The organism is Candidatus Bathyarchaeota archaeon, assembly GCA_026014735.1.
In the GTDB taxonomy this organism is placed as follows: domain Archaea; phylum Thermoproteota; class Bathyarchaeia; order Bathyarchaeales; family Bathycorpusculaceae; genus Bathycorpusculum.
This window is the reverse complement of sequence record JAOZHT010000004.1, coordinates 44,482-68,917: the sequence shown is the minus strand read 5'-3', so window position 1 is coordinate 68,917 and position 24,436 is coordinate 44,482. Positions and strand designations below refer to the sequence as shown.

Here is a 24,436-nt window from a genome sequence, read left to right as displayed (position 1 = left end):
ATATACTGGGGTTGGGGTGGTTTGGATGTTGGCTGAAACGGGTTTGAAACGGTTTTTTGAAACGTTTCTTGGGGTGTTGGCTGGGTTCTGCGGGGAATGCTTAAATCCCGCCGTGATGAGTCTAATTTAGATATAAAATGAAGAGAGTTAACCTGTTTCTGATCCTACTGATAACCGCCATAGCAGCCCTCATAGTCGCAACAGCCATCGGCTTTGCAGTCTTCTCCACCCAGCAGAACCCCACCGGATGGATGGGCCAGATGTGGGGCGGCAACGCCAGCAGCAGCGTCAACGGCCATGGTTCAATGATGAATCACAACGGCGCGACGCAGACCCCCACGGCAACCGCAGCCGCCAGTTGGCTACCATACTTCGGCGTCCTATTCGCAGTAATCATCGGCATCACCATCCTATCGGTAATCGGAGTAACCTACTACTTGGTTTACCCCCAAATCCGCATCGGAGCAGCCCCTCAGCCGCCCGCCACACTAACTGGCGCTGTAGGCAACGGAGGTTTAGCGTATGAATCGGTTTCCAAAACCCTCACCGACGAGGAACGCCAAGTCATCGAGGTCCTCAAAGCCCATGACGGCAAATACCTGCAGAAATACATCAAAGCCGAAACGGGCCTCAGCCGCCTAAAAACCCACCGCATCCTAGCACGGCTTTCAGAACGCGGTATGGTTTCGCTGGAGAAAGTCGGCAACACCAACCAAGTAACATTGGCCGAGTGGCTAAACCAGACGGCTTAGTGCTTCTCGGCTCTGTCACCTTTTCTTTCTGTATAGGCGGCGCTTCTGTTGCTGCCCCAGAGACCTCCCTCCCCTTATTTAAAGCAAAAGCCTACTTTTTGGGCAACCTACGCCACAACGCCACCATACCAACCGCCAAAACCGCAACTGCAGCAGTTAAAAGGGCCAAGGCTACGTTCTGCCAATCAATATTTTCCAGAAAAAGACGCTCAAACCCCGCTGTTGAGAGTGTTTCTTGTGGTGCTTGCGGCTGCGGAGTTGATGATGGACTGTAAGGTTGCTGGGTAGGTGGTTGTGTTGGGTCAGATTGGATAACTTTGCCGTCGATTGATTGGGTAGGGCTCCATCCGCTACTTTCGCCGCTAAAAGTGAAGGTTGTCAGGGCGCTAAACAGGTCGAGTGCGTGGTCGTTGTGTGATGTAACAAGTCCAACAAATGCTTGAACCTGAAACTCCTGCTTTACTTCTGTACTAATCGTCAAAGTAGTGTACTCCCCAGAAAGCGCCCGTCGGTACGGTTCTCTTTGCCAAAATCCCGAGTCATAAACAGTATAAACTTCAATAAGCATCCAATCGTTGGAATTGTGATCTTTTGTGCGTACCTGATAATACAGAGCGTTATTTTGGGGTATTTGCTGGTTTAGTATTTTGATGACCGTGCTGCCATCTTCGTTGACATGCACAGTAAACTGCGGAACCGACGGCGTAGGAATTGTTTGTGCAGATGCGAATCCAGCCCAAAGCAGACTTGACACCACCAAGATAGCGACAAGAGCTAACGAGCATACCTTACGCATTCTTTTTGGTGCCTCCTCTATGTGAAAGCAACAATGCCGCCGCCAAAACAGCAATCACTGTGCAAGCCGCTGCAAGCGCGATGTCTTTCCAGCTAAGTTCGAACGCAACAGTTGATTCAGTAATTACTTGAGTTGGAGTTGCCGTTGAGCATTCTGTTGGGGGTGCAGTTGCCGTTGGAGTGGGTGTAGCCGTGGGTGTCACCGTAGGTGTTACGTGGGCTTCGCCGGTAACCAAGTCTATTGTATTGATGCTGCTCCAGTCGCTTTCTCCAAACATAGTTGTTCTTGATCCTCCGAATGGGTCTGTAGCTGAAGGCGTTGCCATAACTTCGCCCCATGTTTCCGCTTTAACCTGAAAATCCAATTGCCCTTCAGAGGGAACAAAGAAGCTTTCGCCGCCTCGATAAAAGTATCCTGATTGCCCCGGCAAGTCCTGTCCTCTCAAGGTTGAAAATGTCCAAAGGGTAAGCTCTGGGCTTGAACTATTAACCCATCCTTTGTAGATGCCTGTCCAATTCTCGGAAAAGTGTCCTTTCATACGGATAACATAGTACAGTTGACCGGTTTCCGTCGAAATGGATCTCTTTATAGTAAATTGTAGCGTTCGGTTTTCCACATGCATTGAAGGGACTTCGATGGTTTGTCCAGTATAGGGGTCAATAGTAGAATATGCGGGTGAATCGTATGAACAATCAATGTATCTTACTGAAACTTCGGGAGTGGCAAGTTTTGTTGTTGTGCATACAGCCGGTTGCAGTGTAACAACACTGGATAAGGCAAGGATAAGAATTAAGCCAAGTGCTCTTCGGTGCCCTGTCATTTTCTTTTTCTCCATAAAAGTACCAAGGCAGCCGCCAGAACAGTAATCACTGCAAGAGCAGATACAAGCGCGACATCTTCCCCGTTAAGCTCGAACACAACACCCGATTCAGCAGTAACTTGAGTCGGCGGTGCTGTTGAATTCTCGCTGGGAGTTGCGGTTGCTGTTGTGGTTGGTTCATCCTTTGGGGCTGATGTAGGAGTTATGTATGTTTGGCCGTTAGTTGTGTCTATTGTTTCGGTTTGGCTCCAGTAGCTTGCTTGGCCATCAAAGTAGTAATCATAGAAATCACCTTCAAAAATTTGTATAGGCGTGTTATGCGTGGCGCGGTAATCGCCGTAAAGTGCCTGCACTTGGACATCTAGGGCGCCCGAAATGTGGTTTACCGAAATTACCGTAATTACAGTGTATTCTGAGTCAGAGGCGTATGCTGGAGGACCACTGAAGCCAGATGCGGATAAAGAAGGAGTTTGGTCAGCCTCAGTGTCAAAGGGGTGGTAATACCAGCGGCTTTCGTTGTGTGGTTTCCACCTGAAATTATATGCATCAACACCAGACGGATTCTTTATTGTCGCCACAATCGATTTATTCTCAACACGGTAACCTGGAATAGTTGTGGTTATTGTTTCGCCGGTATAGAGGTCTTTGGTGAATGTGGGGGAAGGCGCAACATCATATGAGCTGTCAACGTATTGGAGCCGAAATTCATTTACCTCGGGTTTGAGGGTCTGAGCCGAAACCGGCCCAGCAATCACTAAACTCGAGGCTACTAAAACCGCTATGAGTGCGAAGGCGATGGTTCTGCTCATGGCTGTCCCTGAGAAATTGTGGGTTTGGTTTTGCATTAAAGCGTTTTTGTATAGGTTTCTTGACAAGGGTTAGTCCAGGTTTATTGACAAGCCCATTTGCGGGCAGCTTCTGTTTTTCCCTGAATTGTTAGGGAGCCACTTTTAACGTCGCCACATACAATTATGGTTTGAGTTGGAAGCGATGGCGAAGGTCTTTATCTTCTACGATTCAAAATACGGCAACACCAAACAGGCAGCAAAACAAATCCTTGAAGGCATACGCTCGGAGGGCGTGGAAGCCGACATGGGCTACATTAAAGACGCCAGCCTCCAGACCGCAGAAGGCTACGACGCCATAGTTTTGGGGGCGCCAAACCACATGGGCCGACCCTCACGGGCTATGAAGCGTTTTGTAGAAAGCTTAGCCTTAGCAGACCTAAAAGCAAAAAGTGTCGCTGTTTTCGGCACCTACTCAGGTAGGGTCCGCCTCCAAGACCGAGCCGAGAAAAAACTGGAAAAGCTAGCAGCCCAAAAATTGCCCAAGCTAAAGCAGCTTACGCCGGGGCTGTCTGTGAGGGTGAAGGGCGTAACGGGGCCCCTAGCCGAGGGGGAACTGCCCCGGTGTTTTGAGTTCGGCAAAAAAGTTGCGGCTCAACTGAAAACTTGACTGCCAAGGCGCCTACCCGCAAGCTGGTTTGCCGTTTTTTCTTTGTCCCGCTGGAGCGCCTATTCATTGATTTGCCCTTAAAGGTTTAAATGACAGAATCTAGACTAAACATTCCGATGCCTCCGTTTTGGAGGCGTTTGCCGGGGTAGCCTAGCCTGGCTAGGGCGCCAGACTCATAATCTGGAGAACAATAGGGCCACACGCCCCTGTCCAGAAGTCGCGGGCTCGAATCCCGCTCCCGGCACCAACAACTTTTGGCAATTAGAAGTGACTTCGGCTATCTCTGGCATGCCTCTTAAACTGTAAGCTTCTTTGGCTGGATTCTTTACTTTTGGTTTTGCAGTTTGCTTATGGCTTCTTCGAGTTTTGGCGGCAACTCGGCTCCCGAGATAGTCCAGATTTTGTTTTTCATCGTTTTGATGCTGGGTTTGGATTGCTGTATGCAGAGGCTATGTTGCCCGCTGTGTGCAAAGGCTTTAAGCGTGGCTTCGTCTTCGAAGACGGCTAATTGGCTGACTTTTTTGTTTAAAAATTCCATCTGTGCAGTGAAGCCTACTACGCCTGCTGATGTGTTTAGCTGTTTTTGGATTTTTCGTGCCCTCATCAGGAAGTTGAAGTAGGACCATACGGATTTTCTCTCAACGTATGCTGCGTAGGCAACATAGGTGCTTGATGGGTTTGTTTCTTTGAATGTCTGCCAAGCCACTTTTACCATGCTTTCATCCGATTTGTTTTATGTTGAATCAACTTATAAGATTTTTTGTAAATTAAACCAAATTATGCTTTCTCATGTATTTATTATTTGGAAGCTGCCACAAAAACACGGTTTAACCCTTGGATTTCATCCTATACGGAGAGACGATTAAGCAGTCTTCGTTAACTAAGGCAGTCTAAGCAATGTGCCCCTAGACTATTCTAAACTTCCTATTCACCAATTTTTCCTTTCAGGTTGAGCGCAAATTCTTTTGCTTCCTGGAGGTCTTCGGCGTTGGGTCGGCCCTTGTTCATGCCGCCGATGTGTTTGAGGAAGCTGTTAGTGTTGTAGCCGTGGCAGTTAAAGTCGCCTTGGATCACGTAGCCTTTAGCTTCGAGTTTCTCGCGTAGGGTCTTGTGGATTTTTGTTTGGTATTTGGGGTTTGAGACGCCGCTGGTTGAGAAAATAAACGCTTTTTGGCCGTTGCCGCTGGGCAGTTGATCCGCGAAGTCCAGCAGGGGCTTGTAGTGTTTTCCGCTGTCTATTCCTGCGCCAAAGCCGAGGAGGCTGTAGGCTTGGAGGTCTTGGGGGTTTGTTTGCTGTGGCGTCTGTGTTTGGGCGTCCAGAACCTGAGCTATGGCCTCGGCGACCTTCTGAGTATTGTTATGATGATATGAATAGACCACTAAGAGTGTTTTCATGGCATTTCCCGTCATGTGACTTAACTGTAGTATCTCTTTAGTGCGCTTAGCGCTTTTAGGGTTATCCATTTGCTGGGTTCACCCTTGCGTTCGATGCTGGTTTGGAATCTGCCGTTGAATGTGGATTCAAGCTTCCAGTAGCCCCGCTGATCCTGCTTTGAAACCACAAGGTCAACTGTCTCCTGCATTCGTTCGTCCTTATAGCCGAGTTTTGTTAGGATACCCAGCAACTCCAAGGCATCGGTTTGGTACATCAAGGGAAACCCGAATTTAAGCCAGCCGGGTTTGGAGACCTTGTTGAGGTCGTGGCTTTTTTTGTAGATGTGGTGTTTGAGGAAATATTCGGCGCCCGCCTCAATGATGGCTGAGGTTTTGCTGTCTCGGTTTTCCGCCGGGATTTCTGATAGAGCTTTCAGCGCTTTGGCAGCTCCCATGTGGCAGCTGTGTTTCCCAAAGCACATGACGTATTTATCGTATGGCCAGCCTTTAGGTGCACCTTCCCCGTCATCGAAGCGCTGGTAAGCGTTAATCCACTCTATCCCCTTCTGCACTCTAGAGTCGTCTAAGTAGCCTAAGCGGATTAGGCTAAAGACCATGTTGCCCGTTAAGCATGGGATAACGCCGCTTTCTCTGCCTCCCCCAGCCCTCTCCGAATGGGCCATCGAAAACCCCCCGCTGCCAAGGTGCTGGCTGTTCTGGAGAAGGAATTCACAGGCACTTTGCACCCTACTGTCGGCTGAGTCAGCGCCGAGTTCGGCTAGGATGATGAGTTGCCAGACGCTGCCTTTGTATTTAGCCGTGTAATGCGACTGCGGGGTTTCCCAGTAGCCGCCGCTTTGCATTCTTGCGAGGATTTTGGGGACCGCGCCAGCTTGCATGATTGCTGCTTTAGCCTCAAGGACTTGGGGGCTCTGCGGGGGTTTTTGTAGGATGTCGGTTAGGGTGAAGTAGCGGACAGAGGGGTTCTCTGGTTCTAAGAGCCAATCTGTAGGGTCGGCCTTCAGGGCAGATTTCCAATCGTTCAGAGGCATCACCGGAATGCAGATGGCGGCGTGGGCACTTAACTTTTTGGTTTAACCTGCCCAGCTTTACGTTTGCCAGTGGGGAATCCTGCAAACGCTAAAGCAAAGAATCAGATAGCTAAATTTGCGCATAGCTTTTAAGGTGCCCATCCATAGAAGAGGACGGTGTATACTTTGAATTGCATCCGATGCGGCAACAACGTTCCCGACGGCGCAGGCTTCTGCCCCAAATGCGGCGCCCAACAAACCACCCCCTCACAGTTCCTGATTGTAACCACTCCCACGGTTGCAGGCTACAAAATCAAAAAAGTCCTCGGCGTCGTCACAGGCATGACTCCCCGCACCCGAGGCATCTTCGGCCAGTTCGTAGGGGGACTTGAATCGATGGTCGGCGGCGAAGTCACGGCTTTTTCCACTGAGATGGAGAAGGCACGTTGGGACGCCATCGACCGCGCTAAAGCCCGCGCTGCAGCCATGGGCGCAAACGCCATCATCGGCTTGGACGTGGAGACCTCAAGCATAGGGCAAACCAGCATCGTACTGTTTTCGGCGACTGGAACCGCCGTTGTACTGGAGCCTGAAACCTCCGAGGGCGCATCTGTGTAGCGCTGCCGGCTGGGTCTGCTTTGAGCGACGGAACCGCGCCATGGTTCAGATGCTGGCCTGCGGCTGTTCCCACGCGCCTGTCTTATTCTTCTGTGCCGCTTCAGGGGCTGCTTGAGGCGTCGGCGCATCGGTTCGGCGGAAAGGCAGCAGTGGTTTTTGCTGGCGAAACCTTGTCTTATTCGGATTTGGATTCTTTGTGCGCTCGATTCGCGAATGGTCTCTGCGGGTTAGGCATAGCTAAAGGCGACCGCGTCGCGCTCAACTTGCCCAACATCCCACAGTTCATAATCGCCTACTTCGGAGCCCTCAAAGCAGGCGCCGCAGTCACAGCCATAAGCCCCCTGCACCGCCAACGCGAAGTCGCCTATCAACTATCTGATTCAGGCGCCAAAGCCCTCATCACACTCGACAGCCTCCACCCAGTCGTCGAGGAGGCAAAGAAGAAGACTCCCCTGCAGCATGTCATAGTTACGGGGATAACAGAATTCGGCGCCCAAAAAACCCCCGCTTGGGCCCCTCCCGATACAGTTCCCTTCCAAGAACTCCTCACCGCATCCACACGCCCACTTAACATGCCCGTCAGTCCCTCCGATTTAGCCGCGCTCCAATACACCGGCGGCACCACCGGAACCGCCAAAGGCGCCATGCTCACCCACCGCAACCTCACCTCAAACGCGCAGCAATTCGCCGCCGCCATCCAAGCCACCCCCGACGACATCTTTTTGACTGCGCTGCCACTTTTCCACATCTACGGCATGACCACCAGCCTCACCGTTCCAGTCAGCGTAGGCGCCTCGATGGTGCTGCTCCCTAAATTCGAAGCAGCCAAAGCGCTCCAAGCCATCGCGCAGCATAAGGTAACGGTGTTCTGCGGCGTCCCCACCATGTACCAGATGCTCCTCGCCGACCCCGCCTTGCCAAGCTACGACCTAACTTCAATCCGCGTATGCATCTCAGGGGCGTCTTCGTTGCCGCCGCAGGTGCAGCATCTCTTCATGGATGCCACGGGCGGCTTGTTGGCGGAGGGATATGGGCTCACGGAGGCTTCTCCGGTTACACATTGCAGCCCCGTGGCCCGCATGGCGCCGCTTAGGGTGGGCTCGATTGGTTTGCCCCTGCCTGACACCGAAGCCAAAATCGTGGATTTAGAAACAGCCACCAAAACCCTCGGCGCCGGCGAAGTAGGCGAATTAGCAGTGAAGGGTCCGCAGGTGATGCTGGGCTACTGGAACTGCCCCGACGAAACCGCAGCGACGCTTCAAGATGGCTGGCTGCTCACCGGCGACATCGCCCGCATGGACAGCGACGGCTACTTCTATGTGGTGGACCGCAAAAAAGACCTCATCAAACACAAAGACTACAGCGTCTACCCACGCGAACTCGAAGATGTACTCTACGAGCACCCAGCGGTGAAACTGTGCGCGGTCGTGGGCAAACCTGATGCGGCGACAGGTGAGGTTCCCAAGGCATACATTGTTCTCAAGGCGGGCAGTGTTGTTTCGGCGCAGGAACTGATGGTTTTTGTTAATGACAAGGTGGCGTCTTACAAGACGATCCGTGAGGTGGAGTTTAGAGCGGAGTTGCCCCTTAGTGCTGCGGGAAAGGTTCTGCGGCGGCAGCTCAAGTGATAAAAGAGCTAAAATCTCATCGGCGGGGCTGGTGGAAGCGTTGGCTGCTCTAATTGGGTATGTATATTTTTTATAGGGGAAGTGTGCTCTTCAACTTGGGGATAAATTGGATAGCATAGAACGTTTGGCTCATTGGCGCGCCGGCGTCAAAATAGCGCATAACTCACATATCGAAACCGCAACACGCTACACGCGGCTAAACAGATACTTTGGAATCCCAGTGGTTATTCTAACAGCAATAATCGGAACAACAGTGTTCACCTCGATAGCCTCCACGGAATATTCTCTTCCGCTACAAATAACCGCGGGGGTACTGAGCATCACGGCGGCGGTGCTTTCAGGCGTCTACACCTTTCTGAATTACGGTGAACTCGCAGAGCGCCACCGATCCGCGGCAGTTAAGTACGGGAATCTGCGTCGAGAAATAGAGCAAGTTCAATGTTTTACCACTCAGCAGTGTGAATCAGAAACCATGAAGCAGTTACGGCTAAAATGGGATGCACTTGACTTAGAGGCCCCAAGTATCCCGCAGGATATACATGATAGAGTTCACGGTCAAGTGCAGGCGCAGCTTAAACAAGAACTGGCAAAGATGGGTTACACAATGACCTAATTTTGCTTAGGCACGTCTTTTCTCTTGAGTAGTCTCAGCACTATTTTTTCTCCTAGCCAGCTGAAAAACAGCAATACCACAAATGGCCCTAGGAAGAATCCGAAGACGATTTCGTTGTTCTGGGTTGCTGCTTTGCCCAGCACGTCGGGGTAAAGGATGACGCCTGCCAAGATTAGGCAGACGGTGAGGGCAAATGCTGCGGCAAAGGTAATGGGTTTCATTGCACCCAAATAGGCGGATGCGGATTTATTTTTTTCTTAGTAGCGGCTATAGATGGCGGTTTGTTCTGCAGGGTTTATTTCCACGCCGAAAATATGCGTGCCCACATGCTGGCTATGTGTGTTGGTTTCCCAATTCAGGTTAACTGTCCAGATGCCGTCAGCGCTGGAGGTTGCAGTTTGGACTGTGCAGGAAGCGTTTTCTATTACCCTTGAAAACACGCCCGTCGCCACGCTAGTTGCCTCGGCGAGGCTCATTCCATCGGACAAGTCAACTTTGGCGTTAAGGATAAACGAGGGATCCGTTTGGGTCTGGGGGAAATACGCCGTTGACTGGATGTTTAAGCCCGATAGTCCCCCTATGTTATTCCACCATGCAACCGTAACAAAGGAGCAAACGACAACCGTCGCCAAAATAACGGCTGTCACCATAAGCATTTTGGTTTTTGTTTGTGTCACTTCTCTCTCCTCACCCAACAGTGGGCAGCGTCAAAGATAATTCTAACGCTTAGAACAGACTGTTCTGCACCCCAAAAGTCCCGGCGGAACACACTACTCGGCAAATCGGTTACTTGAAAAGCAGGTTTTAGTGATCCCCTAGTTTATTCTTTCATTAGCTGGGGCCAGTTTTGGGAAACCTATAAGAGAACACGTTTCTAAGAGATGGTGAAGCTAAGTTGCGAGTTAAACTCACTGTTTCAGGTATCGTGCAGGGCGTCGGTTTCCGCCCCTTCATCTACCGCATTGCAGTGCGGCATGGCTTAGCGGGCTATGTGCTTAACCGGGGCGACGCAGGCGTGGAGGTGCTGCTGGAGGGCGAGGTGGGGGCGATAGAGACGTTTTTGGCGGATTTAACGCGTGAGAAGCCGCCGCTGGCGCAGATTTACCACGTCAGTCGCCATGAGCTCTCGGGTAGCAACCAGCACCGCGACTTTACCATCCGCCAAAGCAGCCCCCAAGCCGAAAACCAGGGCTCCGTCATCCCCCCCGACGTAGCCATCTGCAACCCCTGCCTAGCCGAGCTGCGGGACCCCCAAAACCCCCGCTTCGACTACTTCTTCATAACCTGCACCGACTGCGGACCCCGCTTCACCACCATCGAGCGCTTGCCCTACGACCGAGAAAACACCACCCTAAACGAGTTCCCCATGTGCAGCTTCTGCCGAAGCGAGTATAGCGACCCCGCGAATAGGCGTTTTCATGCGCAGACGGTGGCGGATCAGACATGCGGGCCAAAGGTGTATTTGACCACAAACAAGGGCGAAGCCATAAAGGCTGATGACCCCGTGCGGCTTGCGGGCAAGCTGCTTTCCGAGGGAAAAATTTTGGCGGTGAAAGGCTATGGTGGCTTCCACATCGCCGCTTCAGCCACGTTGGAGGCGCCGCTGCAGAGGCTTCGGGAGACTAAGCATCGCCGCGAGAAGCCCTTTGCGGTTATGGCGCGCAGCCTCGATGCGGCGAAAGTCATCGGCGAAGTTGGAATCGAGGAGCAAACACTCCTCGCTTCGCCCCAGCGCCCCATCGTGCTGCTAAACAAAGCCGCGGATTATAGTCTCTCGCCGCTGGTTGCGCCGGGCCTTCACAACGTCGGCGTCATGCTTCCCTACACGGGCCTGCATTACATGCTCTTCGATGAGGTGGCGGACGCCTCGTTTGTTATGACCAGCGCCAACCCCGCTAACCAACCCATCGTTAAAGACAACGACGAGGCACTGCAGATTCTGGGCGGCACAGTGGATTACTTTCTCTTCCATAACCGCCTAATTGCGCAGCGATGCGACGACAGCGTCATGCGCCTCCACGGCGGCTACCATGTATTTCTGCGCCGAAGCCGCGGCTACGCCCCCGCCCCCCTCAAACTCAAGCTGCACTCGAAGCGCTGCGTGGTGGCTTTAGGCGGCGAACTCAACACCACCTCAACTGTGTTGCTGGGCGATAAGGCGTTTATCAGCCAGCATATCGGCGACGTAGAAAACATCGAAACCCAGCGGTTCCTCCAAGAAGCCACCCAACACCTGATGCACCTAACCAACACCCAAGCCGAAGTCATAGCCTGCGACCTGCACCCCAAATTCAACACAACCCAGCTGGCGATGGATATGGCGCAGACGCAGGGGCTGAGGCTGGTGCGGGTGCAGCATCACCATGCCCACGCCGCGGCGCTCATGGCAGAACACGGCATAGAGGACATCGTGGCGGTCACCTGCGACGGCTACGGTTACGGCTCTGATGGTGGTGCATGGGGCGGTGAGGTTCTCTACTGCGAAGCGGGCTCGGCGGAGTTTAAGCGACTTGCCCACTTAGAACCACAGCCGCTGTTAGGCGGAGACTTAGCCAGCCGCTACCCCCTTCGTATGGCGGCGGGTATGCTTACCAAGGTAGGCGTGGACGCGCAGGCATGGCTTCTAAGCAACAGTAGGCACCTGCCCCACGGCGAAGCCGAAGCCAAAATTATAGCTGACCAACTTAAAACCGGCACCTCGGCAATCCAAACCACCAGCTGCGGACGCGTGCTCGATGCCGCCGCTGCGGTGCTGGGCGTCTGCTATCGGCGAAGCTACGAGGGCGAACCCGCCATGAAACTCGAATCGTTGGCGCTGCACGGACGGGATATTTTGCACCTAAAACCCCGGCTAAGCGGCGATGTTTTGGACACTACTGCCATGATGCGGGAGATTTATGCCAATTTAGGTAGGGTTTCCGCTGCAGATTTAGCTTACAGCGTCCATCGCTATCTGGCCGAGGGCTTAGCGGAGCTGGCAATCCAGAAGGCCTCTGAAGTGGGCAGCGCTAATGTGGGTTTCACGGGGGGCGCCGCCTGCAATCAAATCCTCGCCGGCTGCATCAGATCCAAAGTGGAGGCTGCTGGCTTGCGGTTTTTCGTGCATGAGGCGGTTCCGGCGGGCGATGGCGGCGTCTCATTTGGTCAGGCGGTTGCAGCATCATTTACGGAGTTTTAGACCAATCTGTTTTTATCGCTCCAGCCCCCATTTTTTGGGGTTGATGTTTATGTGCTTAGCAATCCCCGCAAAAATAATGTCGCTTGAAGGCACCAAAGCCCAAGTGGATTTTGGGCAGGGCGTCCTACGCGAGGTAGATACCTCGCTGGTGTCGGCTAAGCTGGGCGATTATGTGCTGGTGCATGCCGGCTACGCGATCCAGGTTGTGGAAGAGCAGGAAGCCCTCGAGACGCTGAGCCTCTGGAAAGACGTGCTCGCGGCTGGGCAAGAATAGGCGAGCGGCATGACCCAGAACATGCAGTTCCGAAGCCCCCAAACCGCACATGCCATAGCCCAAAAAATCCGTGAAGTCGCACCCAAAACGGGCACTGTTAAGTTCTGCCACGTCTGCGGCACCCACGAGTGGACCATAACCCACTTCGGCCTACGCAGCCTACTGCCATCCAACGTGGAAGTCATCGCTGGCCCAGGCTGCCCCGTCTGCATTGTACCCGCCTCAGAAATCGACGAAGCCATAGCGCTCGCCAAAGACGGCAAGGTGATAGCCTGCTTTGGGGATTTACTGCGTGTGCCCGGCAGTGAGTCCTCGCTTCTGGAAGCCAAAGCCGCCGGCGGGGATGTGCGGATTGTTTATGCCCTCTCCGACGCGGCGAAAATGGCGCGTGAGGAGCCGCAGAAGGAGTTTGTGTTCCATGCCGTGGGTTTCGAGACCACTGCCCCCATTACGGCGCTTGAGGCGCTGGGGGATTTGCCTAAAAACTTCAGCTTCCTTGTTTCCCATCGCCTCATTCCCCCCGCCATGGAGCTGCTGCTGGGCATAGAGGACCTGCAAATCAACGGCTTCATCGCTCCGGGGCATGTGAGCGCCATAATCGGCACCCAACCCTACGGGGTCTTCGCCCAAAAACACCATATGCCCACAGTCGTCGCAGGCTTCGAACCCAACGACGTACTGATGGCACTCTACATGCTTCTAAAACAGCACAGCCAAGGCGACGCCAAAGTCGAAAACGAGTACAGCCGCGTCGTCAAAGCCCACGGTAACCCCCGTGCAGTGGAAATGATGAGCCGCGCCTTCGAGGTGACGGCGGGGAACTGGCGGGGCATCGGCAAACTCGACCACTCCGCCCTGCAGCTCCGCAGCAACCTCAGCGGATTGGATGCACGCAAAAAATATGGTCTCAAAGCGGCTCAGGGCAAAGATATCCATGCGGGTTGCCAATGCCACCTTGTCATAGTCGGCAAAATCAAGCCCGACCAGTGTCCCCTGTTTCTGAAGGACTGCGTGCCCGCTAAGCCCGTGGGCGCATGCATGGTGAGCAGCGAAGGCACCTGCCGGGTTTGGGCAAAAAACGTTGCTGCTAACAATCAGTAACCTATGGACTGTTAGGGCTGAGGGAAACCTGAAGGTTTGTCTGCTGGCTTACCAGAAGCCGCCTTTCGATGTCACGGCAACCGTCGCATCCAGCGACCCCGCGCCGACCAGCGCCAAAGTGAGGTTATAGCTTCCCATAGGCAACTCTATCCATTCACTGGTATAAGTCACCTGTCCACCCTGCGCGGAGGTATGCTCCCAAATCACCTGGTCGCCGCTAAGTATTTGAACCCTCCAAACCGCGATGCCGCTTTGAACATCTACCTTAACCTGCGCTTTATCCATCAGGAAAGGCTGGTCAAGGGAGGCTGTCTGGGAATCCGCGCCCACCGAGAAGGACGCGGGGACATTTAGGGTTTCTCTGGGATACGTTAAACCCGCATAAACCGCAAAGCCCGCAACAACAATAATCACGATAACCGCCACCGCTGCCACTGCTCGATTCATAACAAAAACTCCTTTCTATACCACCCTAATTAAACAAAAAGGGGTGAAGATGCCGATATAATTCTTTGTGGGCACAATCTGTTAAAGCTAACAGATTCTGGGCACGGGGTCGCCTACTGGCCGCGCCACAATCCGTTTGCCGCCCACCACCGTCTGCATCGCCACGCCGCGGAACTCGGATGTGGCTTCCCCGATTATCTGGGCTTCCCTGCCCTCGCTGGTGCCTCTTAGAAACGCCAGTGCCTCCTCGGCTTTCTGGGGGACTACTCCGATGATGAGTTTGCCCTCGTTGCCGATTTCCATCGGGTCCAAGCCAAGCATCTCGCAGGCCGCCCGCACGTCGTCATGGATGGGGATTTTGTCTTCTTGTGTTAGGATGCCGACTTTGGATTTCTCGGTCCACTCGTTTAGGGCGTCAGCTAAGCCTCCGCGGGTAGCGTCTTTGATGGCGACTACTCCGCCGACTGTGCCTAGCAGCGCCTGCACCATGCGGTTTAGGGGTTTAACGTCGGATTTGATGTCGCTGCCAAACCTTAGTCCCTGCTGAGCGGAGAGCACCGCGACGCCGTGGTCAGCGATGCTGCCCAAAAGGATGATTTTGTCGCCTACTGCAAGGTTGGAGTCCAGTAGCCAGCGGGATTGGAGCTCGCGGGTTCTACGCACGACCCCCAGGTTGCTGTCCAATGCTTCGGTGCGGCGTCCGATGCCTGAGACGTTCATGACGCAGCCGCCAAGCGCGCCCTTCTCAACCACTTTGGTGTCGCCTGTCACCACTCCCACGTCGGCTTCAAGGCAGGCTTGCCGCATACTGGATAGGATGCGTTCTAAGTCGTTGAGCAGCAGCCCCTCCTCAAGAACAAGGCCGCATGCAAGCGCGAAGGGCTGGGCGCCTAGGCAGCTGATGTCGTTGACGGTTCCTGATATGGCGATGCGTCCTATGTCGCCGCCGGCGAAAAAGATGGGCTTCACCGCGTGGCTGTCGCTTTTGAAGACCACATCGCCCACGACTGCGGCGTCATCCATGGCTTCCAAGGGGACCTCTGCGTTGCCGATGCCTCCGAAGGCTTTCACCACGTAGTTTTTGACGAGGTCATGCATGACGGTGCCGCCTGCGCCATGCAGCATAGTGATTTTCTCATCTTTAGATGCCATTTCAAAGCCATCCTGACAAACAGTACCTATCATTTCTTACCGTGAAACATAAACAAATCGCAGCTAGCCCAAAATTTTTTAAGAACACCTGCCTCAATAATCTGCGTATTGTGGGGCATGAGCAGAAATGTATGGGCAGCAAGTAAGTAAACCTGAGGCAGCGTACTATCTTACCTTGATCGGCGGCATACTGGGCATATGCCTCGGCGTGGTTCTCCTGTTTATCTTAGTGGGCATCTGGATAATCATCGCAAACGCCCTGATGATCCTGTATGCGCAGAGGCTGATGGCGCAGCCCACGGAGCACTCAAATACGGCACCTACATAATCGTGCTCTCGATTTTGGCCGGAATCAACGTTTTAGGGCTCATCGGAGGCGCACTCGCACTCACCCACAACCCAACTCCCAACCAGCCCACACAGCCCTACCAACCCTACACGCAGCCAACCCAGCCCCAAATCGAGGGTTACTGCCGACTCTGCGGCGGACCCCTAACCGCGGACTCCCAATTCTGCCCCCACTGCGGCCAACAAGTTAAGCCGCCACCTTGATTCTCCATACTTTTCTGTCTCTCTGCACTTTTTTGCCCAATTACCCCTGCCTAAATACGACAAAAAGACTACACGGCAGATTTATACGCTATACGGCTTCTCTAAGTGTCCATCGTCAGATTGGTTACCTGCAAATCCACCGTGTAATTTTCGCCCAGCTACAGCACCACCATAGATGCGCGGTATCTGCCCTGGTAACGGTGGATGCTGCCCCATTTCCTGCTTGCCCCTGATCTTTGTCTGGCGCCGTCATAAGTACAACTTGAACAGCGAGTAATGCCCGTATATCTAGACTGCATCTTGAGAACTGTCGAGATCGGGCGGCGTTTGAGGGTTTCTTCGGAAAGCATTGGACAAAGGTGCCCGGAAGATTCGGGCATAGGTTAAATAGCAAGCAGGCATCTCCTCAATCAGGAGAGTTCCATGAACAAAACAAAACTGTTAAGCAAAATCGCCCTCTACATCTCCGCAGCCGCCTTCCTATTCACCGCTTTATCCGCCATCTGCACCTACATCCTCATAGGCATCGTCAACACCGGCGTAACCATCCCCGCCGAATACTACGCCTTCAACATCCTAAACGTCATACTGCCCTACCTGCTACTCGCCGTATCCGCCCTGATAGTTTCCGCATTAACCCGCAGCGCCCAAGAAACCCCAGCAAAAGAAGACGATGGCAGCATCCCCCCAGAAGAAACATCAGCAAACGAAATCGAAAAAACTTTCAACGAGGAAACTGCCTAAACCCTTTTTATCCCAGCAAGCCGGCTTTTCGCTCCCGCAGCCGAGCAAATTGCAGAAAAATCTGGCTTATTCTATTTTGGCATTTAGGTGGCATCATAAACCCTCAAAGGCATCTGTTGCTCCACCAGCTCTATCCCCCCTCTATTTATACTAAGTGCAAACGCATAAAGTCCGCCAAACTCCCTATGCAACCATCGACCTGGAATCAGCCGCATTGAACGTCCGCAGGGTTTAAGCAGAGTTTTCTAGGCAGACGCCGCCGACCCCACCACAAGCCTCCCCCATGCGGAATTGGCAACATTGCCTATCCTAATTCCGAATAAAATTTTGGGCAGCATTTGAAATCAGTTTGCATGTTATCGTTTTAATCCTATGCCCACAATCACTGCGCCGATGCTGGCGAAAAGAAACGCCAAGCCATACCTTAAGAAGTAGTCGCCAAAAATCTGGTTCATGGAGTCAGCGGAGTTTATTTGGTCCACAGTCATCCCCAAATTAACAACCGCCACCACACAGCCAACCACTATCAATAGAACACCGATTAAAACTAAAGGTAAACTGATGGCTTTTTGATTCAAACGCTACTCCCACGCGATAGTGGGCTGTTTACGCTTTTAGTTTTTGTCATCGCTTGCTTTGCAGATTGGGATAATCAGGGCCTTTAACCAAGTTGTGGGCAATTGGTGGGGGTTGTTGCTCTACGTTTAAGGGTGTGGGGTGCTTGTTTGCTGTCTGGTCATTTGCTGCTCTTCTTGTCCTTTTCATGTGGACCCGTGCCCGCGCATGAGCTTTAGAGGCTGGCCTTCCTATGCCCAGTTTTTCTTTTTCGATTTGCTGCTGGGTGCATTTTTGAGGCGTGGGAGCCCTGTTTTTTCTTTGTTTAGCCCCATTTCTGGGCAAACTATAAAAGGTTAAACGTAATCCAAAAACTGTACACCTCACGCGTTCGAATTGGATCCCTCGCAGGGACACTCATTAGCCCAGTTAAGAGTAAAATCTTAGTTGTGATACGGAAAGCCATATAAATTGCTTTTACGTGTTTGAATGCGCATCGGAGAAATAAAAATGCCAAAATGGGGATACTCTATCCAACAGGAAATGCTTAATCCAGATAAAACAGCGATAGCCAGCGGAAGAGAACTAAAAGTATCCCACAAAGCCGCACGGGAAGTCGCTAAAGCCATAAAAGGCATGGATCTCGCTCAGGCAAAACAGTACCTGCGCGATGTTATAGCACTCAAAAAACCAATTCCATACAGAAGGTACACTAAAAAACTCGGCCACAAAGGCGGCATGGCGGACTGCGGAGTCGGCAGGTTTCCCATAAAAACCGCTGAGCAGGTCCTTCGGGTTCTGCAGGCAGCTCAAGCTAACGCCGAAAACAAGGGTTTAGATGTGGATCGCCTAAAAATCGTTCACACCGCTGCTTATCCGGGTATGAAGCTTAAACGTTATACCCCGCGTGCACATGGCAGGGCATCACCGAAGTACGATATCACTTCACATGTTGAAATTGTGCTGGAAGAAAAAGCCACTCAAGGAGAACAGTAGATGAGCATAGTTAAACGTTTTATAACTGAATCGATTAAACGAACTGAAATCGACGAGTTTTTGCAGAAAAAACTTGAACGCGCCGGATACGGCGGAGTTAACCTATCCAAAACACCCTTGGGCACACACGTAGTCATCTACGCTATGCGTCCAGGCCTCGTTATCGGCAGAGGCGGAGAAACCATCAAGGAACTCGCCGCTTCTCTGGAACGAAACTTCAAAGTAACCAACCCACAGATCAGCGTATCAGAAATCGAAGTACCCGAATTCAACGCCCACGTCATCGCCAACCGCGTTTCCTCGGCACTTGAACGCGGCGTCCACTTCCGACGCGCAGGCTTCTGGGCACTAAACCAAGTTATGGAAGCAGGCGCCTTAGGCGCAGAAATCGTCATCAGCGGCAAACTCACCACTGAACGTGCACGCTTCGAAAAGTTCCGCGCAGGCTACTTCCCACGGTGCGGTGAACCCGCGTTGCGCGCGATGAAAACCGCTGAAGCCCACGTGCAACTGAAACCCGGCATCATCGGAGTTCGCGTTAAAATTATGCCGCCGGATGCATATTTCCCAGATAAAGTCCAAATTATGGAGCCGGCGCCCGAAGAAGCAGAAATCGCGGCTGCTCCAACCCAACCCGCAGCGGCTACTCCAGCCCCCGCAGAGCCAGCAAAAGCCAAAGAAGAAGCCCCAGCTGAGCCCAAAGCTGAAGAGCCCACGCCAGCACCCCAAGAGGCAGCACCTCAACAAGCTGCCCCTGAGGCTGCAGAGGCAAAATCCGAGGAGGCTTCAGCGTAATGGCGCCAATCATGAGAATGAAAGACATTGCCGCGCTATCCCCTGAGGACCGCGCCCAGCGACTAATCGACTTACGCGTCGAACTCGCCCGGATACGCACTATGGTTAATGCAGGCGGCGCAGTAGAAAACCCAACTCGCATCCACCAGCTCCGCAAAACCATCGCGCAAATCCTCACGGTAGAAAACGAGCAGAAACTTGGCAAACGCAAGGCACCTGAGGCTTCAAAGGAGAAGCCCAAGAAGGCCGCAGCCAAGAAAGAATCCAAGGAGAAAGCTTCCCAATGAAAATAACCCCTGACATAATCCGCTACGAATTCATCGGCGCACAGGGCCTAGTCGCTTCTTCCCTTAACCGGGACAGCATCGGCGTAGGCGGCCTTGTAGTCGGCGAAACAAAAAACAGCTTTCTCTTCCAGGCGACGGGGCAACCCCGCCGGGTAATCAAGGAATCCTCAACTTTCGATTTTACCTTCAGCGACGGCACAGTCGTTGAAATTGACGGTAAACTACTTGTCGGTAGACCCGAAAACCGACTTAAGAAAAACATGAAGAGGTTATGGTAATATGTCGATGACTTTCAAGCGACCGAAAAAGACCTGTGACGACCGCAACTGCCCATTCCACGGAACCCTCGCTGTCCGAGGCCGTGTACTGGAAGGCACCGTGCACACAGCAAAGATGGATAAAACCGTTATCGTAGACAGAGAATTCATGCAGTTCTCCTCGAAATTCGTGCGTTACGAACGCCGACACGGACACATCCCATCCCACAACCCACCCTGCCTAGACGTCAAAGAAGGCGACCGCGTCAAAATCGCAGAATGCAGACCACTAAGCAAAACAGTTTCCTTTGTAGTCGTCGAGAAAATAGGAGAGGAAAAGTAAAATGTGTGCAGCGAAGGCAAAGCAAAGAGCCCTCACAGCAAAAGGCATGCTTAGCCACGGCCAAAAAGTTAGCCGCGGTCTACAGGCAGGCTCAGAAATGAAATGCACCGATAACACCGGCGCACGCGTCCTACGCCTCATCCAAGCCATGGGCTACAAGGGACGCCTAAGACGCTACCCCTCCGCGACCGTCGGCGACAAAGTCACCGTCTCAGTCCGCCAGGGCTCACCTGATATGCGCAAAAAGATCTTCCAGGCAGTAATTGTACGCCAAAGGAAAACCTTCCGCAGAATCGACGGCGTCTGGGTGCAATTCGAGGACAACGCAGCCGTCATTATTACCCCTGAAGGAGAAATGAAGGGCTCGGAAATCCGTGGTCCAGTAGCAAGAGAAGCAGCTGAGAGATGGCCCAGAATCGCAAGTGCCTCCAGCATAATTGTATAGGTGAAGATCATGCAACAAACTAACAGAGTAAAAAATCCGCGTAAACAAAGAAAACGGCACTTCAACGCCCCCGCCCACATACGCCACAAGCAGATGGCTGCTCCCCTATCCAGCGAGCTTGCCGCCTCAAAAGGCGCAAAAACCCTGCCTGTCCGCAAAGGCGACACAGTACGTATTCTCCGCGGCGACAACAAGGGCTTTGAAGGCAAAGTTTCACGCATCGACCTTAAAGCTTACCGCATCTACATGGAAGGGTTAACCCGCGAAAAAGTAGATGGCACAAACATCTTTCTAGCTGTCCACCCCTCAAAGGTACAGATACGCACCCTTAACCTCGACGATAAATACCGCAAAGAAACCATTCTGCCACGCAAAGCTGCCCCCGAAAAGAAGGAGCCGAAAGCCAAAGCAAAGAAAACCGAGAAGGCACCCGCTAAAGCTAAAGAAGAGCCAGTCACTGAAGAAGCAGCACCAGAAGTAGCAGCAGAAGAAGTCGAAGCAGCAGCGCCTGAACCTGTAAAAGAGGCAAAGCCAGCAGCCAAGAAGGCACCGGCTAAGAAAACCGCAGCGAAAAAGGCACCTGTAAAAGTAACAGAGGAAAAGAAAGCCGCAGCTAAACCGCGCGCTAAAAAGAAAGCCTCTGAAGAAGAAGGAGGAGAATAAATTTGGGTAGAAAAGGAAAAACTGCACGGCTGAAACGTAAGCCAGCGCCAGCATTCTGGCAGATTCATCGGAAAGAGAAAGCATGGGTAGTGAAGCCCTCTTCGGGTTCACATTCACTTCAAGAATGTTTACCTATGACTTTGGTTCTCCGGGATATGCTAGGTGTTGCTCAAACACGCAAAGAAGGCAAACTCATACTATCACAGGGCAAAGTTCTAGTCGACGGAAAAATCCGCAAACAAGACGATTCCCCAGTCGGCTTAATGGACGTTATCTCTATGCCGGAAATGGGCAAATACTACCGTGTCATGCCCTCACACAAAGGATTGATTCTGGCTCCGATCAGCAAAGAAGAAGCCAGCGTCAAACTGGTCCGTGTGGACGACAAAACCGCCGTCAGCAACGGCGTTCAAGTTGCATTACACGACGGCTCAAACATACTCATAAGAGTCGCAGACCCAAAAAACCCAGTTGAAGTTCCATACGAATCCTTCGACATCCTCAAAATCACCTTCCCCGACAAAACAGTCACCCAGACACTTAAAACCAAAGAGGGCAACATAGCCATCATCACAGGCGGCAAAAACATCGGCAAACAAGGCAAAATCATCGAAATCGAAAAAACCGAAGCGAAAAAACGGCGCCAAGCCCTCGTCGTCATCGAGGACTCGCAGGGCGCTCGTTACCAAACAATCCTGGACTTTGTCTTCTCCATCGGCGAAACCGCCCCTATGATTAACACTTTGGAGGCATTCAACGTTGTCTGAGGACGAAGCAATCATTCAGGGCTGGAATGAACATCCGATGCGTAAGCCCCGCATCGAGAAAGTCGTGGTTAACCTTAACGTGGGCAAATCAGGTGAACCCCTTGAGAAAGCCAACAAGGTCCTTGAGGAAATCACCGGACACAACCCCGTCAAGCGCAAAGCCAAAAAATCCATCCGTGACTTCGGCATACGCGAAGGCGAATCCATCGCAGTCATGGTTACGCTGCGTCACGAAGAAGCCGTGGCTTTTCTGAAGAAAATCTTCCCCGTCGTCGACAACAAGCTTGCAAGGCGAGCCTTCGATGTCCGCGGAAACTTTAGCTTCGGCCTCAAAGAACACATCGAAATCCCGGGCGTCAAATATGACCCTGAAATCGGCATCTTCGGTATGGACATCTGCGTTACAGTTAACCGCCCCGGTCAACGAATCAAGATCCGCAAGCGCCAAAGCAAGCCGCTGGGGCCAAAACATGTGCTTACACCTGAAGAGTCAATTCTCTTCATAAAACAAACGATAGGAGTCGAAATCGTCTAAGGCTGAGTGGAATGTATGGGAAAAACGCAAGTTAAGAAAACACGAAAATACGGCAAAGGTTCACGTCCATGTGTAAGATGTGGCTCGTATGGTCCAGTTATCCGACGTTACGATTTATATCTGTGTAGGCATTGTTTTAGAGAAGCTGCACCAAAATTAGGTTTCAAAAAATATGAGTAGGAGCTAAAGAAGAAAATGGACACTTTAACAAATGGTCTGATCACCATCATAAACAACGAAACACGCAACAAACGCGAATGCATCATTAGCCCCGCCTCTAAACTTTTGGGACGCGTCCTACGCATCATGCAGCTCAACGGTTACATAGGCGAATTCGAATTCATCGATGACGGCCGCCAGGGAAAATTCAAAGTTCAACTCCTCGGCAGAATCAACAAATGCGGCCCCGTTAAACCCCGCTTTGCCGTGAAATCCACCGAGTACGAGGACTGGGAAAAGAAGTTCCTTCCCTCCCGCGACGTCGGCGTCATGGTTGTTTCAACATCGCAGGGTGTTATCGCCCACAAGGATGCAGAAGAACGCAATATTGGAGGAAGGCTCTTAGCCTTCGTGTATTAGGAGTGAAAACTTATGCGGCTTCCAGAAGTAACCCGAACCATCGAAGTTCCCCAAGACGTAGATGTAAGTTTAAACGGCAAAGTAGTCACTGTCAAAGGCGCTAAAGGCAACCTGACCCGCGACTTCTCCTATGCTACCGTAGCTATAGAGGGCGAAGGCAAAAACGTCCGAATATGGGCAAAGTGGCCACGCAAAAAAGAAGCCGCGTTGGTAGGAACCATCGAGTCACACATCAAAAACATGATAACCGGCGTAACTAAAGGCTACTCCTACAAACTCAAGATAGTCTTCTCTCACTTCCCCATATCCGTCAAGCAACAGGGCAAATCCATCCTCATCGAAAACTTCACCGGTGAACGCAGAGCACGCAAAATCAAAATCGTAGGCGACGTCAAAGTCAAAATCGATCCTGAAGACATCACAATCCAAGGCATAAACCTTGAAGACGTCAGCCAAACCGCCGCCAACATCGAACAATTAACCAAGGTCCGGCGAAAAGACCCCCGTGTTTTCCTCGACGGCATATACACCTATGAAAGAAACGAAGGAATGGCATAATGGCAGAAAAGAAAGTTTCCCCCTCACAGAAAGCACTCAAAGTTAGGGCACGCGCCAAAAACAAGAAACCCAAATTCGTGCGGGCAGAAAGCTGGCGGTTCGACCGCTTCAGCGAAAACTGGCGCAGACCCCGCGGACTCGACAACAAAATCCGCAGAAAAATCAAGGGTTGGCCGCCGGGACCAAGCACTGGCTACAAAGGACCAAAAATCGCCCGAGGACTACACCCTTCAGGCTACCGCGAAGTCCTAGTTTACAACGTCGCTGACCTCGCAACCATAAACCCCGCAACTGACGCAGTACGCATCGCCCACACCGTCGGCAAACGCAAACGCGCCGAAATCATCGCTAAAGCCAAGGAGCTAAACCTTAAAATCCTCAACATCAAAGTCTCCGCTGAAGCCGAAGCAGAAGAGGCAGAGGAAGAAGCGGAAGAGGGCGCAGAAGTGGAAGAGGTTGAAGGTGAAGAAACCGAGGAAGAAACCGCTGAGGCTACTGAGGCTGAGCCCAAGAAGAAAGCTAAGGTAGAAGAGAAGACTGCTAAGGAAAAAGAGAAAGAGCGGGAAAAGCGGAAGAAGGAGCTAGCGAAGAAGAAAAAGGCTGCTGCTAAAAAGAAAGAGAAGGAAAAGAAAGCTGAACCCAAAAAGAAGGAGAAGAAGAAGTAATGACTAACCTAAGTGGACAAAGACGCCTCGCTGCGCAGATTCTCAAAATCGGCCAGAACCGCGTTTGGATAGACCCAGACCGCATCGACGACGTAGATGGCGCCATCACACGTGAAGAAGTACGCAAACTGATTCACGAGAAAGTCATCGTTTCACTGCCTCAGAAAGGCGTAAGCCGCTCAAGAGCAAAAGTCATCCGCGGCAAAAAACGCCTTGGCAGACGCAGCGGCATGGGCAGCGTTACAGGCGCAGGCTTCGCAAAAGTCACCCAGAAAGACGCTTGGATGCTGAAAATCCGCTCGTTGAGACGCAAGTTGCGGGCTCTGAAAGCAAGCCGCGTCATCACCGAAGCCACCTATACTCAGTACTACCGTATGGCTGGCAGCGGCAGATTCAACTCTATCGCAGAGTTAGAGCGCAACCTCAAAGAACATGACCTATGGAGGAAACGTTAAG

General features: G+C 52.2%; 33 protein-coding genes, 1 tRNA gene and 2 pseudogenes. 25 read left to right on the top strand and 11 right to left on the bottom strand.

Going from position 1 to position 24,436, the window contains the following annotated elements; all coding sequences use genetic code 11:
• Positions 1–137 precede the first annotated feature (137 nt).
• Entirely contained in the window at positions 138–752 is a 615-nt protein-coding gene (locus NWE93_12905) for a hypothetical protein (GenBank protein ID MCW4001126.1), read from the top strand.
• A 91-nt stretch (positions 753–843) separates the two neighbouring features.
• On the opposite strand, the gene NWE93_12900 is transcribed toward NWE93_12905, so the two are convergent.
• From NWE93_12900 to NWE93_12890, 3 genes are all read right to left on the bottom strand, one after another.
• Entirely contained in the window at positions 844–1,434 is a 591-nt protein-coding gene (locus NWE93_12900; protein ID MCW4001125.1) for a hypothetical protein, read from the bottom strand.
• Between the two features lie 106 nt (positions 1,435–1,540).
• A complete protein-coding gene (locus tag NWE93_12895; GenBank protein ID MCW4001124.1) occupies positions 1,541–2,383 on the bottom strand; it encodes a hypothetical protein in 843 nt (280 codons plus the stop codon).
• Positions 2,365–3,177, bottom strand: coding sequence for a hypothetical protein (locus tag NWE93_12890; protein MCW4001123.1), 813 nt, complete (start codon positions 3,175–3,177; stop codon positions 2,365–2,367). The genes NWE93_12895 and NWE93_12890 overlap by 19 nt, the downstream gene beginning before the upstream one ends.
• Before the next feature lie 181 nt (positions 3,178–3,358).
• Between NWE93_12890 and NWE93_12885 the strand changes: the two genes are divergently transcribed.
• Complete coding sequence (locus NWE93_12885) at positions 3,359–3,823, top strand: flavodoxin domain-containing protein (GenBank protein ID MCW4001122.1); 465 nt, start codon at positions 3,359–3,361, stop codon at positions 3,821–3,823.
• Positions 3,824–3,962: 139 nt separating this feature from the next.
• Positions 3,963–4,070: transfer RNA gene (locus NWE93_12880), tRNA-Met, on the top strand.
• A gap of 78 nt (positions 4,071–4,148) precedes the next feature.
• Here NWE93_12880 and NWE93_12875 read toward each other — a convergent pair.
• The 3 genes from NWE93_12875 to NWE93_12865 form a co-directional block, all read right to left on the bottom strand.
• Complete coding sequence (locus tag NWE93_12875; protein ID MCW4001121.1) at positions 4,149–4,538, bottom strand: hypothetical protein; 390 nt, start codon at positions 4,536–4,538, stop codon at positions 4,149–4,151.
• A 209-nt stretch (positions 4,539–4,747) separates the two neighbouring features.
• Positions 4,748–5,218 (bottom strand): flavodoxin family protein, encoded by a 471-nt coding sequence (locus tag NWE93_12870; protein ID MCW4001120.1) that lies wholly within the window; start codon positions 5,216–5,218, stop codon positions 4,748–4,750.
• A 20-nt stretch (positions 5,219–5,238) separates the two neighbouring features.
• Positions 5,239–6,243 (bottom strand): nitrogen fixation protein NifH, encoded by a 1,005-nt coding sequence (locus NWE93_12865; protein MCW4001119.1) that lies wholly within the window; start codon positions 6,241–6,243, stop codon positions 5,239–5,241.
• A 171-nt stretch (positions 6,244–6,414) separates the two neighbouring features.
• Here NWE93_12865 and NWE93_12860 point away from each other — a divergent pair, with 171 nt between their 5' ends.
• The 3 genes from NWE93_12860 (at position 6,415) to NWE93_12850 (ending at position 9,087) form a co-directional block, all read left to right on the top strand.
• Positions 6,415–6,846, top strand: a complete 432-nt coding sequence (locus NWE93_12860; protein ID MCW4001118.1) for a heavy metal-binding domain-containing protein — start codon at positions 6,415–6,417, stop codon at positions 6,844–6,846.
• Positions 6,847–6,866: 20 nt separating this feature from the next.
• Positions 6,867–8,474, top strand: a complete 1,608-nt coding sequence (locus tag NWE93_12855) for a long-chain fatty acid--CoA ligase (protein MCW4001117.1) — start codon at positions 6,867–6,869, stop codon at positions 8,472–8,474.
• Positions 8,475–8,580: 106 nt separating this feature from the next.
• Positions 8,581–9,087, top strand: coding sequence for an SLATT domain-containing protein (locus NWE93_12850; protein MCW4001116.1), 507 nt, complete (start codon positions 8,581–8,583; stop codon positions 9,085–9,087).
• Here the strand turns inward: NWE93_12850 and NWE93_12845 are convergent.
• The gene (locus tag NWE93_12845; GenBank protein ID MCW4001115.1) at positions 9,084–9,308 is read right to left on the bottom strand and encodes a hypothetical protein; all 225 of its coding nucleotides are present in this window, start codon (positions 9,306–9,308) and stop codon (positions 9,084–9,086) included. The two genes, NWE93_12850 and NWE93_12845, sit on opposite strands and share 4 nt — an antisense overlap.
• Before the next feature lie 36 nt (positions 9,309–9,344).
• Complete coding sequence (locus NWE93_12840) at positions 9,345–9,764, bottom strand: hypothetical protein (GenBank protein ID MCW4001114.1); 420 nt, start codon at positions 9,762–9,764, stop codon at positions 9,345–9,347.
• A gap of 218 nt (positions 9,765–9,982) precedes the next feature.
• Between NWE93_12840 and hypF the strand changes: the two genes are divergently transcribed.
• From hypF to hypD, 3 genes are read left to right on the top strand one after another with little or no spacing between them, the layout of a single operon-like run.
• On the top strand, positions 9,983–12,265 hold the full coding sequence (gene hypF, locus NWE93_12835; GenBank protein MCW4001113.1) for a carbamoyltransferase HypF: 2,283 nt from the start codon (positions 9,983–9,985) through the stop codon (positions 12,263–12,265).
• Positions 12,266–12,314: 49 nt separating this feature from the next.
• The gene (locus NWE93_12830; GenBank protein MCW4001112.1) at positions 12,315–12,539 is read left to right on the top strand and encodes a HypC/HybG/HupF family hydrogenase formation chaperone; all 225 of its coding nucleotides are present in this window, start codon (positions 12,315–12,317) and stop codon (positions 12,537–12,539) included.
• A 9-nt stretch (positions 12,540–12,548) separates the two neighbouring features.
• The gene (gene hypD / locus NWE93_12825) at positions 12,549–13,640 is read left to right on the top strand and encodes a hydrogenase formation protein HypD (protein MCW4001111.1); all 1,092 of its coding nucleotides are present in this window, start codon (positions 12,549–12,551) and stop codon (positions 13,638–13,640) included.
• 48 nt (positions 13,641–13,688) lie between these two features.
• Here the strand turns inward: hypD and NWE93_12820 are convergent, their stop codons facing one another.
• On the bottom strand, positions 13,689–14,087 hold the full coding sequence (locus NWE93_12820; protein MCW4001110.1) for a hypothetical protein: 399 nt from the start codon (positions 14,085–14,087) through the stop codon (positions 13,689–13,691).
• Positions 14,088–14,174: 87 nt separating this feature from the next.
• Positions 14,175–15,239: a hydrogenase expression/formation protein HypE gene (gene hypE / locus NWE93_12815; protein MCW4001109.1), complete on the bottom strand. Its 1,065-nt coding sequence runs from the start codon at positions 15,237–15,239 to the stop codon at positions 14,175–14,177.
• A 198-nt stretch (positions 15,240–15,437) separates the two neighbouring features.
• Here hypE and NWE93_12810 point away from each other — a divergent pair, with 198 nt between their 5' ends.
• On the top strand, positions 15,438–15,791 hold the full coding sequence (locus NWE93_12810; GenBank protein MCW4001108.1) for a hypothetical protein: 354 nt from the start codon (positions 15,438–15,440) through the stop codon (positions 15,789–15,791).
• A gap of 423 nt (positions 15,792–16,214) precedes the next feature.
• Positions 16,215–16,535 (top strand): hypothetical protein, encoded by a 321-nt coding sequence (locus NWE93_12805; protein MCW4001107.1) that lies wholly within the window; start codon positions 16,215–16,217, stop codon positions 16,533–16,535.
• A 356-nt stretch (positions 16,536–16,891) separates the two neighbouring features.
• Here the strand turns inward: NWE93_12805 and NWE93_12800 are convergent, their stop codons facing one another.
• On the bottom strand, positions 16,892–17,113 hold the full coding sequence (locus NWE93_12800; GenBank protein ID MCW4001106.1) for a hypothetical protein: 222 nt from the start codon (positions 17,111–17,113) through the stop codon (positions 16,892–16,894).
• Positions 17,114–17,600: 487 nt separating this feature from the next.
• On the opposite strand from NWE93_12800, the gene rplV reads away from it, so the two are divergent.
• From rplV to NWE93_12730, 14 genes and pseudogenes are all read left to right on the top strand, one after another.
• Positions 17,601–18,086 (top strand): 50S ribosomal protein L22, encoded by a 486-nt coding sequence (gene rplV / locus NWE93_12795; GenBank protein MCW4001105.1) that lies wholly within the window; start codon positions 17,601–17,603, stop codon positions 18,084–18,086.
• The gene (locus NWE93_12790) at positions 18,087–18,881 is read left to right on the top strand and encodes a 30S ribosomal protein S3 (protein MCW4001104.1); all 795 of its coding nucleotides are present in this window, start codon (positions 18,087–18,089) and stop codon (positions 18,879–18,881) included.
• A gap of 11 nt (positions 18,882–18,892) precedes the next feature.
• Positions 18,893–19,168, top strand: a complete 276-nt coding sequence (gene rpmC, locus NWE93_12785; protein ID MCW4001103.1) for a 50S ribosomal protein L29 — start codon at positions 18,893–18,895, stop codon at positions 19,166–19,168.
• A complete protein-coding gene (locus NWE93_12780) occupies positions 19,165–19,446 on the top strand; it encodes a ribonuclease P protein subunit (protein ID MCW4001102.1) in 282 nt (93 codons plus the stop codon). Before rpmC ends, NWE93_12780 begins: the two co-directional genes overlap by 4 nt.
• Before the next feature lie 7 nt (positions 19,447–19,453).
• On the top strand, positions 19,454–19,768 hold the full coding sequence (locus NWE93_12775) for a 30S ribosomal protein S17 (GenBank protein ID MCW4001101.1): 315 nt from the start codon (positions 19,454–19,456) through the stop codon (positions 19,766–19,768).
• A 46-nt stretch (positions 19,769–19,814) separates the two neighbouring features.
• A complete protein-coding gene (locus NWE93_12770; protein ID MCW4001100.1) occupies positions 19,815–20,213 on the top strand; it encodes a 50S ribosomal protein L14 in 399 nt (132 codons plus the stop codon).
• Between the two features lie 9 nt (positions 20,214–20,222).
• Positions 20,223–20,591, top strand: a pseudogene (gene rplX / locus NWE93_12765) (50S ribosomal protein L24).
• A 287-nt stretch (positions 20,592–20,878) separates the two neighbouring features.
• A complete protein-coding gene (locus NWE93_12760) occupies positions 20,879–21,643 on the top strand; it encodes a 30S ribosomal protein S4e (GenBank protein MCW4001099.1) in 765 nt (254 codons plus the stop codon).
• Positions 21,636–22,178: a 50S ribosomal protein L5 gene (locus NWE93_12755; protein ID MCW4001098.1), complete on the top strand. Its 543-nt coding sequence runs from the start codon at positions 21,636–21,638 to the stop codon at positions 22,176–22,178. The genes NWE93_12760 and NWE93_12755 overlap by 8 nt, the downstream gene beginning before the upstream one ends.
• A 15-nt stretch (positions 22,179–22,193) precedes the next feature.
• Positions 22,194–22,358 carry a 30S ribosomal protein S14 gene (locus NWE93_12750; GenBank protein MCW4001097.1) on the top strand — a complete coding sequence of 55 codons (165 nt, stop codon included), beginning with the start codon at positions 22,194–22,196 and terminating at the stop codon, positions 22,356–22,358.
• Between the two features lie 15 nt (positions 22,359–22,373).
• Entirely contained in the window at positions 22,374–22,757 is a 384-nt protein-coding gene (locus NWE93_12745; protein MCW4001096.1) for a 30S ribosomal protein S8, read from the top strand.
• Positions 22,758–22,769: 12 nt separating this feature from the next.
• Positions 22,770–23,315: a 50S ribosomal protein L6 gene (locus NWE93_12740; GenBank protein ID MCW4001095.1), complete on the top strand. Its 546-nt coding sequence runs from the start codon at positions 22,770–22,772 to the stop codon at positions 23,313–23,315.
• A pseudogene (locus NWE93_12735) lies at positions 23,315–23,707 on the top strand (50S ribosomal protein L32e). Before NWE93_12740 ends, NWE93_12735 begins: the two are co-directional and overlap by 1 nt.
• A 272-nt stretch (positions 23,708–23,979) precedes the next feature.
• Positions 23,980–24,435, top strand: coding sequence for a 50S ribosomal protein L19e (locus tag NWE93_12730; protein MCW4001094.1), 456 nt, complete (start codon positions 23,980–23,982; stop codon positions 24,433–24,435).
• The last annotated feature ends 1 nt before the right edge of the window (position 24,436 follow it).